Source organism: Mycobacterium sp. 4D054, assembly GCF_052245755.1.
Lineage (GTDB): Bacteria > Actinomycetota > Actinomycetes > Mycobacteriales > Mycobacteriaceae > Mycobacterium.
The window spans coordinates 180,894-195,439 of record NZ_JBQQCF010000001.1 but is presented as its reverse complement, the minus strand read 5'-3'; the positions used below and the strand labels follow the sequence as shown (position 1 = coordinate 195,439).

Below are 14,546 nucleotides of genomic sequence, written 5' to 3'. Positions count from 1 at the left end.
CCTCAACCAGTGTTTCGGGTGGCCGAAACTTCTGATACGAACTATCGTCAATCGCATGACGACCGCCGAACACTTCCGAGCCGTCGTGGCCCGTCCGGCCGCGTCGTTCTCGATCGCCGGCGTCGCGTGGCCCGCGTACAAGGTGCTCGCCCTGCTGCTCGGACTGCTCACGTTCGTCGTCGTCGGCGGGGTCACGTTGTCTGCCGGTCCCGCAGTGCTCAGCGGCGCCGGCGTCGCCACCGTGCTGTGGCTGACACTCGGCCTGGCCTGCTCGCTGCGCCACTAGCCGCGCTCGGCACGGATCACCTCCGTCTGGTTGAAACGCCAGCGCTCCACCCGCCGGAACCCGTCAGGTAGGCCGCGGTCGCGGTCGGTGACCACCCACAGCACCGCACACCCTTTCAACTGCGCCGCCGCGGGCGCCGACCTGGCGGCGAACAACCGGTCACGCTCGCTCGCGCTGCGCGTGCGGTCCACATCCCGCAGCCCGTCGTCGTGCCGCAACCGAGCCCCTTCCATCGCTCCAGCCAGCGACGGCGGAGCGGCGTCGTCGACGGTGAGGCAATCGCCGGCCTTCCCGCCCGCGGCGAGGATCTCGGCCGCCTGGCTGTAGTCGGAACCGAACTTGGCATACGGCCCGCGCTGGGCCAAGTAGTTCGGGAGCGCGGACACCGCTATCGCCACCAGCACCGCGCCGATCCGGCGCGCGTCCCGCCCGGCGACCACCACGGCCAGACCGACCAGCAGCGCCACCCCGGGCGCCGTGAACGACAGATACTGCGGTTGATACAACGGCTGCGCCACCACCGAAACGGCGACCAGCAGCGCAGTCGGTCCGACGATCCAGACCGCGGCCGCAAGGATCAGCAGCCGCGGACTCGTCCCCAACACCTCGCGAGCGCGGCTGCGCGTGCGCACGGCCCACGCCGAAACCCCGGCGATGACCACGATCAGCGGAGCCACGCGCGCCCACGCCCGCATCGCGACAGCCAGCTGCTCACCGGTGAACTGCTGCTGATCCGGGCCGACCGCGCGCAGACTGTCGGAGTACACCGACGGGAAGTACTGCTCGCCGAAGATCTGCCCGAGCGTCACGAAGCTCACCGGCCAGATCCAGGCGACCTGCCCCTGCTGGCCGACGATGAGCCACACCAGCGGCGCCGACACGGCCAGCGCGGCGACCGTCGCCACCGCCCAGCCCGCCACCTCCCGCCGCGACCGCGCCGACGCCCCGACCAGCACCGCGTGCACCACCAGGATCAGGACCGCCATCACGTTGACGGCTACCGTCACGATCAGGGCCACCGCGTAGGCGGTCCACCACCGTCCGCGACCGCGACGCGCAGCCGACAGCACCAGCACGGTCAACCACACCGCACACGCGATGCTCAGCGCGTTCGACCGCGCGTCGGCCCCCGCCCGGGTGGTCCGTGGCAGGACGGCGAACACGACGCCCGCCGCGACACCGACCGATGGCGCACACAGCTGCCGACCCAACACCACCACGCCGCCGGCGGCCACGCCCACCGCCAGCGCACTCGGCAGCCGCGCCCAGAACTCGGTGACCGGGAACACCGCCAACCACCCGTGCAACAGCAAGTTGTACAGTCCGTGCACCGCGTCGACGTTGCGCCACAGCGCCCACAACTCGTCGAGCGGGCGCGTGACAGCCGAGAGCGTCGCGGCCTCGTCGACCCACAACGACGGCCGGCCGCTGCCGGCGGCGCTGAGGACCGCGGCGAACACAGCGACGAGTACGGCATCGGCCCGGCCCAGCCCCGGCGCCGCAACGGTCATCCCCCGAGGCAGCCCGGCCCCAACAGTTCCTTGAGATCGCCCATCAGTGCCGAGGACGGTGTGACCCGCAGCGACTGGTCCAGTTCCAGCGTGGTGATGCGCTCTCCGCTGATCAGCCGCAGGTGAACCTGCGCGGTGCCGGGATGCCGCGCCAGCACCTGTTTGAGCGCCGACACCTTGTCGACGGTGCACTGGCGCGTCGGCAGACTCACCGCGACCGGACGGTTGACCTGCGCGCTGGAGAAGTCCGGCACCACAAGCTCATTGGCGATCAGCGAGATGCGGTCGTCGCGGATCGCGACCTTGGCCCCGACGAGCACCACCACGTCGTCGGCGATCTCGGCGCCGAACATCGAGTAGGTCTGCGGGAAGAACAGCACCTCGATCCCGCCGGTGAGATCTTCCAGCTGCGCCGACGCCCAGGGCAGGCCGTTCTTGTTGACCCGGCGGTTCACCGAGGCGAGGATGCCGCCGACCCGGACCTGGGTGTCGTTGGCGACGTCGCCGTCGAGGATGGCCGGGATCTGGGTGTCGACCTGCGCGGCCAGCAGATGCGCGATCCCGTTGAGCGGGTGGCCGGACACGTACAGGCCGAGCATCTCCCGCTCGAGGGCGAGCTTGTGCTTGTCCTCCCACTCCTCGTCGGGCACCTTGATGGTGAACACCGCGTCGGAGCCGGTCCCGCCGTCGCCGCCGCCGAACAGGTCGAACTGACCCATGGCCTCGGCTTTCTTGGTGCCGAGCACCGAGTCCACCGCGTCGGTGTGCACCAGGAACAGACCTTTGCGCGGATGGCCCAGCGAATCGAACGCGCCGGCCTTGATCAGCGATTCCGTCACCTTCTTGTTGCAGGCGGCGATGTCGATCTTGTTCAGGTAGTCCGAGAAGTCGGTGTACTTGCCCTTCTCGTCGCGCGTGTGGACAAGGGACGCAACGACGTTCGCGCCGACGTTGCGCACCGCGCCGAGGCCGAAACGGATGTCGTCGCCGACGGAGGCGAAGTTCTGCACCGATTCGTTGACGTCCGGCGGCAGCACGGTGATGCCCAGCCGGCGGCAGTCCGCGAGGTAGACCGCGGCCTTGTCCTTGTCGTCGCCGACCGAGGTGAGCAGGCCCGCCATGTACTCGGCCGGGTAGTTGGCCTTCAAATAGGCCGTCCAGTACGACACCAGGCCGTACCCCGCGGCGTGCGACTTGTTGAACGCGTAGCCGGCGAACGGAAGGATGGTGTCCCACAGCGCCTTGACTGCGCCCTCGCTGAAACCGTTGGCGGTCATGCCCTCCCGGAAACCCTTGTACTCGGCTTCGAGCACCTCGAGTTTCTTCTTACCCATGGCTTTTCGCAGCGCGTCGGCCTTACCCATGGTGTAGGAGGCGACCTTCTGGGCGATGAACATGATCTGCTCTTGGTAGACGATCAGGCCGTAGGTCTCGGCCAGGATCTCCTTGAGCGGTTCCTCGAGTTCGGGATGGATCGGCTTGATGGGCTGGCGGCCGTTCTTGCGGTCGGCGTAATCGTTGTGGGCGTTCATGCCCATCGGGCCGGGCCGGTACAGCGCCAGCACCGCGACGATGTCGTTGAACTCGGTGGGCTGCATGCGGCGCAGCAAGTCGCGCATCGGCCCGCCGTCGAGCTGGAAGACCCCGAGCGTGTCGCCGCGGCCGAGCAACTCATAGGCCAACGGATCGTCGAGGGCCAGCGACTCCAGGTCGACATCGGTACCGCGGTTGGCCTTGATGTTCTCGATGCAGTCCCCGATGATCGTCAGGTTCCGCAGCCCCAGGAAGTCCATCTTCAGCAGCCCGATGGCCTCACACGACGGGTAGTCCCAGCCGGTGATGACCGCGCCGTCCTGCGGCCGGCGCCACAGCGGGATCGCGTCGATGAGCGGTTCCGAGCTCATGATGACCGCGCAGGCGTGCACGCCGGCGTTGCGGACCAGCCCCTCCAGCCCGCGCGCGGTCTCGTAGATGGTCCGCACGTCCGGGTCGGTGTCGATCAGGCTGCGAACCTCGGCAGCCTCCTTGTACCGCTCGTGGTTCGGGTCGGTGATACCCGAGAGCGGGATGTCCTTGGCCATGATCGGCGGCGGCAGCGCCTTGGTGATCCGGTCGGCGATCGCGAAGCCCGGCTGGCCGTAGTTGACGCGCGCCGAATCCTTCAGTGCAGCTTTGGTTTTGATGGTGCCGAAGGTGATGACCTGAGCGACGCGGTCACTGCCCCACTTGTTCGCCGCGTAGCGCAGCATCTCACCGCGCCGCCGGTCGTCGAAGTCGATGTCGATGTCGGGGGCAGACGGGCGTTCCGGGTTCAGGAAGCGCTCGAACAGCAGCCCGTGCGGGATCGGGTCGATGTTGGTGATGCCCAGCGCGTAGGCCACCAGGGACCCGGCCGCCGACCCGCGGCCCGGTCCGACCCGGATGTCGACCGAGCGCGCATAGTTGATCAGGTCGGCGACGATCAGGAAGTACGACGGGAAGCCCTTGTCGCAGATGACCTTGATCTCGTACTCGGCGCGGTCGATGTACTCCTGGCCCACCGCCCCCGGGAAGCGCCGTTCCAGGCCGGCCATCACCTCGTGGTGCAGCCAGGACGCCTGATCGTGCCCCTCGGGCACCGGGAAGATCGGCATCCGGTCGCGCGGCGTCCACACGTCGGCGTAGGACTGCACCCTCTCGGCGATCAGCAGTGTCGAGTCGCACGCGCCGGGCACCTGGTCGTCCCACAGCGCCCGCATCTCCGCCGCGGACTTGAGGAAGTAGCCGTCGCCGTCGAACTTGAACCGCGTCGGGTCCGACAGCGTCTTGCCGGTCTGCACGCACAGCAGGGCTTCGTGGTTGCGCGACGCTTCGCGGGTGACGTAGTGGCAGTCGTTGGTGGCCAGCGGCGGGATGCCGAGCTTCTGCCCGATCTCCAGCAGGCCGTCGCGAACCCGCCGTTCAATCTCCAGACCGTGATCCATCAGCTCGAGGAAGAAGTTCTCCGGGCCGAAGATCTCCCGCCACTTGGCGGCCGCGTCCAGCGCCTCCTGCCGGTGCCCCAGCCGCAGCCGGGTCTGGACCTCGCCGGACGGGCAGCCGGTGGTGGCGATGATGCCCTCGGCGTGCTCGGCGATGATCTCGGCGTCCATGCGCGACCACTTGCCCAGCTGCCCCTCGAACGAGGCCAACGACGACAGTTTGAACAGGTTGCGCAGCCCGGTGGCGTTCTCGGCGACCATCGTCATGTGCGTGTACGAGCCGCTGCCCGACACGTCGTCGCTCTTCTGGCTGGGGTCACCCCACAGCACCCGCTTGGTGTCGAACCTCGACGCCGGGGCGATGTAGGCCTCCACACCGATGATCGGCTTGATGCCGGCGTCGGTGGCGGCGTTGTAGAACTCGCTGGCGCCGAACATGTTTCCGTGGTCGGTCATGCCGATCGCCGGCATTTCCAGCCGCTGGGCCTCGGCGAGCATCGGCTTGACCTTCGCGGCGCCGTCGAGCATCGAGTACTCGGTGTGGTTGTGCAGATGCACGAATGACGCGCGATGAGCGCTTGCGCGAAGAGCAGACGGGTCGGCCATAGGCAAGCCAGTCTAGGACCGCCCGCCGACAGCGCCCGGCGTGTCGGGCTGCGTGTCTCGCGTTCTTCCGATCACGCGTCGACGGCTGCCGCCCTCTGCGGATTCAGCAATCCGCAGCCGAGCACGAGAAACAATTGCCTGGCAATCTGATCGGCGTCCTGTGCGCCGTGGGCGTCTGCGACGAACCCCGCATGGAAGGCCAGCCCCCAGAACAGCGCGCCGAGCATGTCGGCGACCGCATGCGCGTCGGTGTCGGGGGGCAGCTCGCCGCGGCGCACCGCGTCGACGACCACAGCGTCGTAGAACGCGTGCGAGGCCGTGACGACAGCGGTCGCGGCGTCGTGGCGGTGCGTGCCGCGGTGATGGTCGATCCTGGCGGTGATCACCATCTTGACCAGTGCCGGCTGGGCGGCGCCCAGTCGCTGCATTCCCGCGGTGAACGCCGCCAGCTGCGGGAGGAGCGAGACCTCCCGCATCGCGTCGGCGGCGCAGCGCTCCAGCTGCTCGCGTGCGTCGGCCAGCAGCACCTCGTAGAGCTCTTCGCGGGTGGAGAAGTAGTAGTGCAGCGTCGGCCTGCTGACCCCGGCCCGGGCCGCGATCTGCTGGAACGTCGCAGCGTGGTAGCCCCGGTCGGCGATCAGGTCGCGGGCTGCGCGCACGATCGAGCGGCGGGTCTGCTCGGAATCGGCACCCACTGGGCGGCCGCGCTTGCGAACCGCAGGCGCCGCCGGGGTGTCGTCCTCCACGGGCAAACGCTATGACATAGCTGAGAGACGGTCAACGGCAAAATGCGCAAAGTTCACACCGGGGCGGGCTGGGACGACCGCCGCTCGGCGCGGGTACGGCGAGCCGCGTCGGCGGTGAACACCACCAGCGCCAACCAGATCAGGGCGAAACCCACCCACCGCATCGGCGGCATCGGCTCGCCCCCGACCAGCACTCCCCACGACAGCTGCATCGCCGGCGTCACATAGAACAGCAGCCCCAGCGTCACCATCGCCAGACGCTGTGCGGCCGCCGCGAACAGCAGCAACGGCAGCGCGGTCAGCACTCCGGACAGGATCAACAGTGCGACGTGGCCGGCGCCGTGGCCGGTGAGCGTGCCGTTCCCGCCGCTCTGCAACACCACCAGGTACGCAACGGCGAACGGTGTCGCGATCGCGGCCTCCAGGCCGACGCTCACCCGCGGATCGGTGCGCACCGACTTCTTGACCGCGCCGTACAGCGCGAACGACAGCGCCAGACCGAGGCCCACCAGCGGCGGTTGCCCCACCTGCACCGTCAGGATCACCACCGCGACGACCGCGACCGCCAGCGCGGCGACCTGCCAGCGGTTGAGCTTCTCGCGAAAGATCACCATCCCGAGCGCGATGGCCACCAGCGGGTTGATGAAATAGCCGAGGGCCGCGTCCACGACATGCCCGTTGTTCACCGCGTACACGTAGATCAGCCAGTTCGCCGAGATCAGCCCGGCCGCCGCGATCAGCAGAAGCCAGGTGCGGCGGTCGATCTGTTTCAGGTCGCCGAGCCGTCGCACCACCGCGACGACGACGACCATCAGCGCGAAGCTCCAGATGATGCGGTGCGCGAGGATCTCCACCGCTCCCGCCGGTTTGAGCAGCGGAAAGAACGCCGGGAACAGACCCCACATCATGTAGGCCCCCGCGCCGAAGAGCAGACCCGACCTCACCGGTGTTGCCCGCGTAGCACGTCGAGCGCGTGCTGCAGGTCGGCCGGATAGGGACTGGTGATCTCGACCCGTCTGCCGTCGGCCGGATGCGCGAACGCCAGCGACCGGGCGTGTAGCCACTGACGTTCCAGCCCAAGCCTTTTCGCCAGCGTCGGGTCGGCGCCGTAGGTCACGTCGCCGCAGCAGGGGTGATGCAGCGCGGCGAAGTGCACCCGGATCTGATGGGTGCGCCCGGTCTCCAGCTCGATGTCGAGCAGACTGGCCGCCTGGTGGGCTTCCAGTGTGTCGTAATGGGTGACGCTGTGCCGGCCGTCCTCGACGACCGCGAACTTCCAGTCGTGGCCCCGGTGCCGGCCGATCGGCGCGTCGATGGTGCCGCTGGACGGATCCGGGTGGCCCTGCACCAGCGCGTGGTAACGCTTCTCGACGGTGCGCTGCTTGAATGCGCGCTTGAGCACGGTGTACGCCCGCTCGGACAGCGCCACCACCATGACGCCGGAGGTGCCGACATCCAGACGGTGCACGATGCCCTGCCGCTCGTGAATGCCCGAGGTGCTGATCCGGAAGCCGGCGGCGGCGAGCCCGCCGAGCACGGTGGGGCCGTGCCAGCCGACGGTGGCATGCGCGGCGACCCCCGGCGGTTTGTCGACCGCGACGATGTCGTCGTCGGCGTACAGGATCTCCATGCCCTCGATATCGACCGGGGTGTTCTCCACCGGCGCGGGCGCCTCGGGCAGGGTGACCTCGAGCCAGGCACCCGCGGTCAGCTTGTCGGACTTGGCGGCCCGCGCTCCGTCGAGTTCGACGCCGCCCTCCTCGGCGATCGCGGCGGCCGCCGTCCGGGACAACCCGAGCAGGCGCGCCAGCCCGGCGTCCACCCGCATGCCCGCCAGCCCCTCGGGAACCGGCATCGATCGCGTCGTCATCCGTTCTCGTCGCCGCCCTCCGGCGGGCGCGGCCCCACGGTGCCGTCGCCGCCGTCCGGCCGGCGCCGTCCGATGGTGTCGAAGTCGAACCCGAACAGCGACAACACCACCAGCAGGATCGCGCCGCCGACCACCGACGGGTCGGCCACGTTGAACACCGGCCACCACCCGATGGACAGGAAGTCCACGACGTGGCCGCGCAGCGGTCCGGGCGAGCGGAAGAAGCGGTCGACCAGGTTGCCCATCGCGCCGCCGAGGATCAGACCCAGCCCGAGCGCCCACCACGGCGACACCAGCCGCCGGCCCATCCAGATGATGCCGATGACGACCCCGGTGGCCACCAGGGTCAGCACCCAGGTGTAGCCGGTCGCCATCGAGAAGGCCGCCCCCGAGTTGCGCACCAGCGTCCACGTCACCGTGTCGCCGATGATCGACACCGGCTGACCCGGCGTCAACAGCTTGACCGCGAGCACCTTGGTGACGATGTCCAGGACGAGCACCACCCCGGCGACGGTGAAGAGCAGGCGCAGCCGGCGCGGCGCAGGCGTCGCCGCCGACTCCTCGCCGGTCGTGGGTTCGACCGGGCCCGACGATTCGTCTGTCACGCGTCCATCATCGCAAAGCGGTGATGGGCGAGAATCCCACCCATGGGTCGCCTGGTTGTCATCGCCACCGGAGGCACGATCTCGACGAGCGCCGACGCCGAGGGGGTGAAGCGCCCGACCCGGTCCGGCGCAGACCTGACCGCCGGCTTGGACGTCGAGGTCGTCGACGCGCTGACGGTGGACAGCTCGCAACTCACCCCGCCCGACTGGGACAGGATCGGCGCCGCGGTCGACGAGGCGGCCCGCGCCGGCGCGACCGGCATCGTCATCACCCACGGCACCGACACGATGGAAGAGACCGCGCTCTGGCTCGAGCTCACCTACGACGGCGCCGCACCCGTGGTGCTGACCGGCGCGCAGCGCAGCGCCGACGCGGCGGACGCCGACGGTCCGGCCAACCTGCGTGACGCGCTGACCGTCGCGGCCCGACCCGAGTCCCGCGGACGCGGTGTGGTCGTGAGCTTCGCCGGTGAGGTGTTCGGCGCCCTCGGCCTGAGCAAGGTCGCGACCACGGACCTGCAGAGCTTCACCGGGCATCGCGTCGACGGCGGAAAGACCCGCCCTTATCTCGGCGCCTTGCGCGCCGCGGACGCTCCGCGCGTCGACATCGTCGCCGCGTACCCGGGCGCGGACACCGTCGCACTCGATGCGTGCGTGGCCGCCGGCGCCCGGGGCGTCGTGCTGCAGGGGCTCGGCGCGGGCAACGCCGGCGCGGCCCTGATCGAGGGCGTCCGCCGGCACTGCCGCAGCGGGCTCGCCGTCGCGGTGTCCACCCGTGTCCCGGGCGGCGCGGTCAGCCCCGGTTACGGGCCCGGGCGCGCTCTGGTGGACGCGGGCGCGTTCGTGGCGCCCCGGCTGCGGCCGCCGCAGGCCCGGGTGCTGCTGATGGCGTCGCTGGCCGCGGCGGCCGACCCCGCACCGGTCTTCGCCCGCTGGGGTTGAGCGCTACGGGCTGTCCCGGCGGGCGAGCTGTTCGACGTACTCCGGCCAGTCCAGGCTGTCCACCGGGTTCGCGCGCGTGATGTCGGGGTCGTCGGCGCGAAACGTGCGCGCCGGTCCCGGTCCGCTGCTTCGGGTCTCGAACCGCACCGTCATCACCCCGTGACCGGCGCCCTGCAGCCACCCGTGCCCGAGGTCGCGGTGCGCGACGTCGTCGCCGACACGCCACGCCGGCGCGGCCGGGACAAGATCCGCAGCCAGTTGTGGCGCGCCGTCCCCGGCGACCTCTTCGGTGGCCATCAGCTCCAGGTCGGGGAACAACGACTCCTGCTGCACCTCCGAGAGACCCGAAAAGCCCACGCCGATAAGACGAATGGGCCCGATCTCCACCGGGTCGAGCAACAGCCGGCGCGCTGTTGCGATCAGGGTGCCCGCGTGGGTGGTGGCGTAAGGCAACGTAGCCGACCTTGTCAGGATGCTCATGTCGGATTTCTTGAGCTTGACGGTGACGGTGCGCGCCCCACGTCCGTCCTTGAGCAGCCGCCGGTGCGCGTGCTCGCCGATCGGCCCCGCGGCGTCGGCGAGCTGCGACATCGTGGTGAGGTCCTCGGGGAAGGTCGACTCCGCACTGATCTGTTTGGCCGGGGCGTTCTCGGCGACCGGCCGGTCGTCGACACCGCGCGCCAGCCGGTGCAGCGCGGGTCCCACGGTGGGGCCGAGGATGTTGCCCACCTCGGCGTCGGTGAGGGCGGCGAACTCGCCGACGGTCTCGATACCCAGCCGGTGCAGCTTCTCCTCGGCCACCGGCCCGATGCCCCAGAGCCGACGCACCGGCAGCCTGTCGAGCAGCGCCCGCTCCTCGTCGCGGGGCACCACCGTGATGCCGTTCGGTTTGGCCAGTCCCGACGCGATCTTGGCCAGCTGCTTGCCCGACCCGGCGCCCACAGAGGCGACCAGCCCGGTGGCCTCGGCCACCTCGGCTCGCAGTTCCTCGCAGAACGCGGCGACCTCGGCCGGCGCGGCGCCCACCAGCTCGGCCGGCTCGCCGAACGCCTCGTCGAACGACAGCTGTTCGAGCACAGGCACTTTGGCCCGCACGGTCTCGAACACCCGGCGGCTGGCCAGTCCGTAGACCACTCCGCGGGGAGGCAGCACGACGGCGGCGGCGCCGACCAGCCGGCGGGCCTGGTGCATCGGCATGGCCGAGCGGGCACCGAAAACCCGAGACTCGTAGCTGGCACCCGCGACCACCCCGCGCCCGCCCAGCCCGCCGACGAGCACAGGTCTGCCCCGTAGCGTGGGCCGGGTCAGCTGTTCCACGGAAGCGAAGAACGCATCCATGTCCAGGTGCAGGACCCATCGGGCGGCCACATCCGCCGATGCTAGGCGGTGCCGGATACCGTGGCGGTATGGCACACCCGAGTAGTGAGCCGGCCGACGTCGCGATCCGGGACGCATCGATCCGGCTCGGTCAGTTCCTGAAGCTGTCAGGGCTGATCGATTCGGGCGCCGACGCCAAGTCGGTGATCGCCGACGGCCTGGTCACCGTCAACGGCGACACCGAGCAGCGCCGCGGCAGGCAGCTGCATCCGGGTGACGTGGTGGCGTTCTCCGGTCGCAGCGCCCGCGTCAGCGCGGGGTGACCCTCGCCGGCCCACCGCCGCGCGGGCCGTCACGCTCTGCTGATCGCCACCCGCACGCCGTCGCCGATCTCGGTCGCGTCGGCGGGATCGCCGAACTCGAAACTGGTCGCCAGGATCTCACCCGCGATGAGATCGCGGTGGGTCCGGGCCCACTGCTCGTTCTCGGCCGGCACCGAGATCACCACCGAAATGCGGTCGGAGACGTCAAGTCCGGTGGACTTGCGCAGCTCCTGCAGCTCGCGGATCCGGTCCTTGGCCCAGCCCTCGGCTTCCAGCTCCGGGGTGATGGTGCCGTCGAGCACCACCAGCCCGGCTCCGTCGGCCAGCGCGGCGGTGAACTCGGGATCCGCGGCGACCAGCCTCGAGCTGTACTCCTCGGGCTGCAACACAGCCGGGCCCGCGGTGAGCGTGCCATCGTCGTTGACGACCGCCTCCCCCGCCTTGACCGCCTTGATCGCCGCTTGCACGTCCTTGCCCAGGCGCGGTCCGGCGACCCGGGCGTTGACGGTCAGCTCGAAGCGGCCGTGGCCGGCGATGTCATCGGTGAGTTCGACGGACTTCACGTTGAGCTCATCGGCGATGAGATCCCGGTAGGGTTCCAACCTCTTCGGATCCTGCACGGCCACAGTCAGTTTCAGCAGCGGCAGACGCACGCGCAGTTTCTTCGCCTTACGCAGCGACGACCCCGCGGAGGCGACCTCGCGCACCAGGTCCATGTCGGCGACCAGTTGCGGATCGGCGGGCACCGCGCCGGCTTCCGGCCAGTCGGTCAGGTGCACCGACCGTTCCCCGGTCAGGCCGCGCCAGATCACCTCGGTGATCAGCGGAAGCAGCGGCGCGGCCAACCGGCTCGTCACCTCGAGCACGGTGTGCAGCGTGTCGATGGCGTCGCGGTCCTCTTCCCAGAACCGCGAACGCGACCGTCGCACATACCAGTTCGTCAGCGCCTCGGTGAACTGCCGCAGCTGGTCACACGCCTGCGAGATGTCGCACACGTCAAGGGAGGCGGTCAGATCGTCGCGCAGCACCGCGAGCTTGGCCAGGATGTAGCGGTCCAGCACGTGCGTCGAGTCCGTGCGCCAGGTGCCCTTCTCCGGCGCGTAGAGCGCCAGGAACGAATATGCGTTCCACAGCGGGAGCAGTACCTGGCGGACACCGTCGCGGATGCCCTGTTCGGTGACGATAAGGTTGCCGCCCCGCAGGATCGGCGAGGCCATCAGGAACCAGCGCATGGCGTCGGAACCGTCGCGGTCGAACACCTCGGACACGTCCGGGTAGTTGCGCAGCGACTTGCTCATCTTCTGGCCGTCGTTGCCGAGCACGATGCCGTGCGACACGCTCGTGCGGAACGCCGGGCGGTCGAACAGCGCGGTGGCCAGGACGTGCAGCGTGTAGAACCAGCCGCGGGTCTGGCCGATGTACTCGACGATGAAGTCGCCGGGGAAATGCCCGACAACCCGCTTGTCAGGGTCGGCGGAATCGACTCCGTCGAACCAGTCCTGGTTCTCGAACGGGTAGTGCACCTGCCCGAAAGGCATCGACCCGGAGTCGAACCACACATCGAGCACATCCTCGATGCGCCTCATCGTCGACTTCCCGGTCGGATCGTCGGGGTTGGGCCGGGTCAGCTCGTCGATGAAGGGCCGGTGCAGGTTGTCCGGCCGGACCCCGAAATCACGCTCGAGCTCGTCGAGGCTGCCGTAGACATCGATTCGCGGATAGGCCGGATCGTCGGACTTCCACACCGGAATCGGCGTGCCCCAGTAGCGGTTCCGTGAGATCGACCAGTCGCGCGCGCCGGCCAGCCACTTGCCGAACTGCCCGTCCTTGACGTGTTCGGGATACCAGGTGATCTGCTGATTGAGCTCGACCATGCGCTCCCGGAACTGCGTCACCTTGATGAACCACGACGACACCGCGCGGTAGATCAGCGGGTTCCGGCAGCGCCAGCAGTGCGGGTAGGAGTGTTCGTAGGTGTCGTGGCGCAGCAGCACCGCACCGTTGACCGCCGCCGCCCCGGTGCCGTTCTTCAGGTCGCGGATGATCTGCGGGTTCGCGTCGAACACGTGTTGACCGGCGTAGTCGGGCACACTCGCGTCGAAGCGCCCCTTGGCGTCCACCGGCGTGACGGCCTCGATGCCGCCGGCCTGCGCTGTCGCCATGTCGTCTTCGCCGTATGCCGGCGACATGTGCACCAGACCGGTGCCGTCTTCGGTACTGACGAACTCTGCAGGCAGTACTCGAAAAGCGTTCGGCGAGTCCATGAAATACGGGAAGGGCGGCGCGTAGTGCACGTCGAGAAGCTCGCGGCCGTGGTACGTGGCGACGACGGTCGGCTCCTCGCCGAGTTCGCGTGCGTAGGCGCCGAGCCGTGCCTCGGCGAGTACGAATCGCTTGCCGTCGGACTCGACGACGACATAGGTGACGTCGGGATTGACCGCGACCGCCTGGTTGGACGGCAGCGTCCACGGCGTCGTCGTCCAGATCAGAAGGTAGGCGCCCGCGAGATCGCCCGACGTGATCCGGAACCCCACCGTGAGGGCCGGGTCCTGCCGATTCTGGTAGACGTCGTCGTCCATGCGCAGTTCGTGGCTGGACAGCGGCGTCTCGTCGTTCCAGCAGTACGGGAGCACCCGGTTGCCCTCGTAGGCCAGACCCTTGTCCCACAACTGCTTGAAGGCCCAGATCACCGATTCCATGAAACCGATGTCGAGGGTCTTGTAGTCGTTGTCGAAATCGACCCAGCGGGCCTGCCGGGTGACATAGGCCCGCCACTCGTCGGTGTACTTCAGCACCGACTCACGGCAGGCCTCGTTGAACTTCTCGATGCCCATCTCTTCGATCTGGGCCTTGTCGGTGATGCCGAGCTGGCGCTGTACCTCCAGCTCGGCGGGCAGACCGTGGGTATCCCACCCGAACCGGCGCTCCACCTTGTATCCGCGCATCGTCTGGTAGCGCGGCACGATGTCCTTGACGTAGCCGGTCAGCAGATGCCCGTAGTGCGGCAGCCCGTTGGCGAAGGGCGGGCCGTCGTAGAAGACGTACTCTGGGGCGCCGTCGCGGCGCGCGATGCTGGCCCGGAACGTGTCGTCGCTGTCCCAGTAGCTCAGCACCTCGGCTTCCAGCTCCGGAAACTTCGGGGCGCCGGCGGCGGGCTTCGGATATGCGGTCACGGACGTCGTGCTCCTCGTGCCATGTCGACTTCAGGCACGGGGACGAACGTCGCGCCGGTGCGCGAGCGCCGCGGTACCACCCCGCTTGCGCACCACCAAGGTGCGCCACTCAAGTCAGGGCGATGACGGGCCCACCCGTTCGGTTCTACTGGGCGTGAGCACTGCGGCTCCCGCTGTTCTTCCGAAGGCTCCCCGGTGATGACCGGA

The 14,546-nt window shown here is 69.3% G+C and carries 11 protein-coding genes; 3 read left to right on the top strand and 8 right to left on the bottom strand.

Features of this window, described 5'->3' with window-relative positions:
- Positions 1-55: 55 nt before the first annotated feature.
- Positions 56-286, top strand: coding sequence for a hypothetical protein (locus ACTWP6_RS00875; RefSeq protein WP_260752245.1), 231 nt, complete (start codon positions 56-58; stop codon positions 284-286).
- Here ACTWP6_RS00875 and ACTWP6_RS00870 read toward each other — a convergent pair.
- The 6 genes from ACTWP6_RS00870 to lspA form a co-directional block, all read right to left on the bottom strand.
- On the bottom strand, positions 283-1,797 hold the full coding sequence (locus ACTWP6_RS00870) for a glycosyltransferase family 39 protein (protein ID WP_443186581.1): 1,515 nt from the start codon (positions 1,795-1,797) through the stop codon (positions 283-285). The two genes, ACTWP6_RS00875 and ACTWP6_RS00870, sit on opposite strands and share 4 nt — an antisense overlap.
- Positions 1,794-5,363 (bottom strand): DNA polymerase III subunit alpha, encoded by a 3,570-nt coding sequence (dnaE, locus tag ACTWP6_RS00865; protein ID WP_443186580.1) that lies wholly within the window; start codon positions 5,361-5,363, stop codon positions 1,794-1,796. The genes ACTWP6_RS00870 and dnaE overlap by 4 nt, the downstream gene beginning before the upstream one ends.
- A 71-nt stretch (positions 5,364-5,434) precedes the next feature.
- Positions 5,435-6,109 (bottom strand): TetR/AcrR family transcriptional regulator, encoded by a 675-nt coding sequence (locus ACTWP6_RS00860; protein ID WP_443186579.1) that lies wholly within the window; start codon positions 6,107-6,109, stop codon positions 5,435-5,437.
- A gap of 53 nt (positions 6,110-6,162) precedes the next feature.
- A complete protein-coding gene (gene rarD / locus ACTWP6_RS00855; protein ID WP_443186578.1) occupies positions 6,163-7,053 on the bottom strand; it encodes an EamA family transporter RarD in 891 nt (296 codons plus the stop codon).
- On the bottom strand, positions 7,050-7,979 hold the full coding sequence (locus ACTWP6_RS00850; RefSeq protein WP_443186577.1) for an RluA family pseudouridine synthase: 930 nt from the start codon (positions 7,977-7,979) through the stop codon (positions 7,050-7,052). Before ACTWP6_RS00850 ends, rarD begins: the two co-directional genes overlap by 4 nt.
- Positions 7,976-8,584: a signal peptidase II gene (gene lspA / locus ACTWP6_RS00845; RefSeq protein ID WP_260752238.1), complete on the bottom strand. Its 609-nt coding sequence runs from the start codon at positions 8,582-8,584 to the stop codon at positions 7,976-7,978. Before lspA ends, ACTWP6_RS00850 begins: the two co-directional genes overlap by 4 nt.
- Before the next feature lie 42 nt (positions 8,585-8,626).
- On the opposite strand from lspA, the gene ACTWP6_RS00840 reads away from it, so the two are divergent.
- Complete coding sequence (locus ACTWP6_RS00840) at positions 8,627-9,526, top strand: asparaginase (RefSeq protein WP_443186576.1); 900 nt, start codon at positions 8,627-8,629, stop codon at positions 9,524-9,526.
- 3 nt (positions 9,527-9,529) lie between these two features.
- On the opposite strand, the gene ACTWP6_RS00835 is transcribed toward ACTWP6_RS00840, so the two are convergent.
- Positions 9,530-10,894: a DNA polymerase IV gene (locus ACTWP6_RS00835; RefSeq protein ID WP_443186575.1), complete on the bottom strand. Its 1,365-nt coding sequence runs from the start codon at positions 10,892-10,894 to the stop codon at positions 9,530-9,532.
- 38 nt (positions 10,895-10,932) lie between these two features.
- On the opposite strand from ACTWP6_RS00835, the gene ACTWP6_RS00830 reads away from it, so the two are divergent.
- Positions 10,933-11,166, top strand: a complete 234-nt coding sequence (locus ACTWP6_RS00830) for an RNA-binding S4 domain-containing protein (RefSeq protein ID WP_260752235.1) — start codon at positions 10,933-10,935, stop codon at positions 11,164-11,166.
- Between the two features lie 29 nt (positions 11,167-11,195).
- On the opposite strand, the gene ileS is transcribed toward ACTWP6_RS00830, so the two are convergent.
- Positions 11,196-14,339: an isoleucine--tRNA ligase gene (gene ileS / locus ACTWP6_RS00825; protein ID WP_260752234.1), complete on the bottom strand. Its 3,144-nt coding sequence runs from the start codon at positions 14,337-14,339 to the stop codon at positions 11,196-11,198.
- Positions 14,340-14,546 lie beyond the last annotated feature (207 nt).

Excerpts from the sequence above, each read along its gene's own strand:
- ACTWP6_RS00840 (WP_443186576.1), top strand. The coding sequence starts at position 8,627 with ATGGGTCGCCTGGTTGTCATCGCCACCGGAGGCACGATCTCGACGAGC.
- ACTWP6_RS00850 (WP_443186577.1), bottom strand. The coding sequence starts at position 7,979 with ATGACGACGCGATCGATGCCGGTTCCCGAGGGGCTGGCGGGCATGCGG.
- dnaE (WP_443186580.1), bottom strand. The coding sequence starts at position 5,363 with ATGGCCGACCCGTCTGCTCTTCGCGCAAGCGCTCATCGCGCGTCATTC.
- ACTWP6_RS00830 (WP_260752235.1), top strand. The coding sequence starts at position 10,933 with ATGGCACACCCGAGTAGTGAGCCGGCCGACGTCGCGATCCGGGACGCA.
- ACTWP6_RS00870 (WP_443186581.1), bottom strand. The coding sequence starts at position 1,797 with ATGACCGTTGCGGCGCCGGGGCTGGGCCGGGCCGATGCCGTACTCGTC.
- ACTWP6_RS00875 (WP_260752245.1), top strand. The coding sequence starts at position 56 with ATGACGACCGCCGAACACTTCCGAGCCGTCGTGGCCCGTCCGGCCGCG.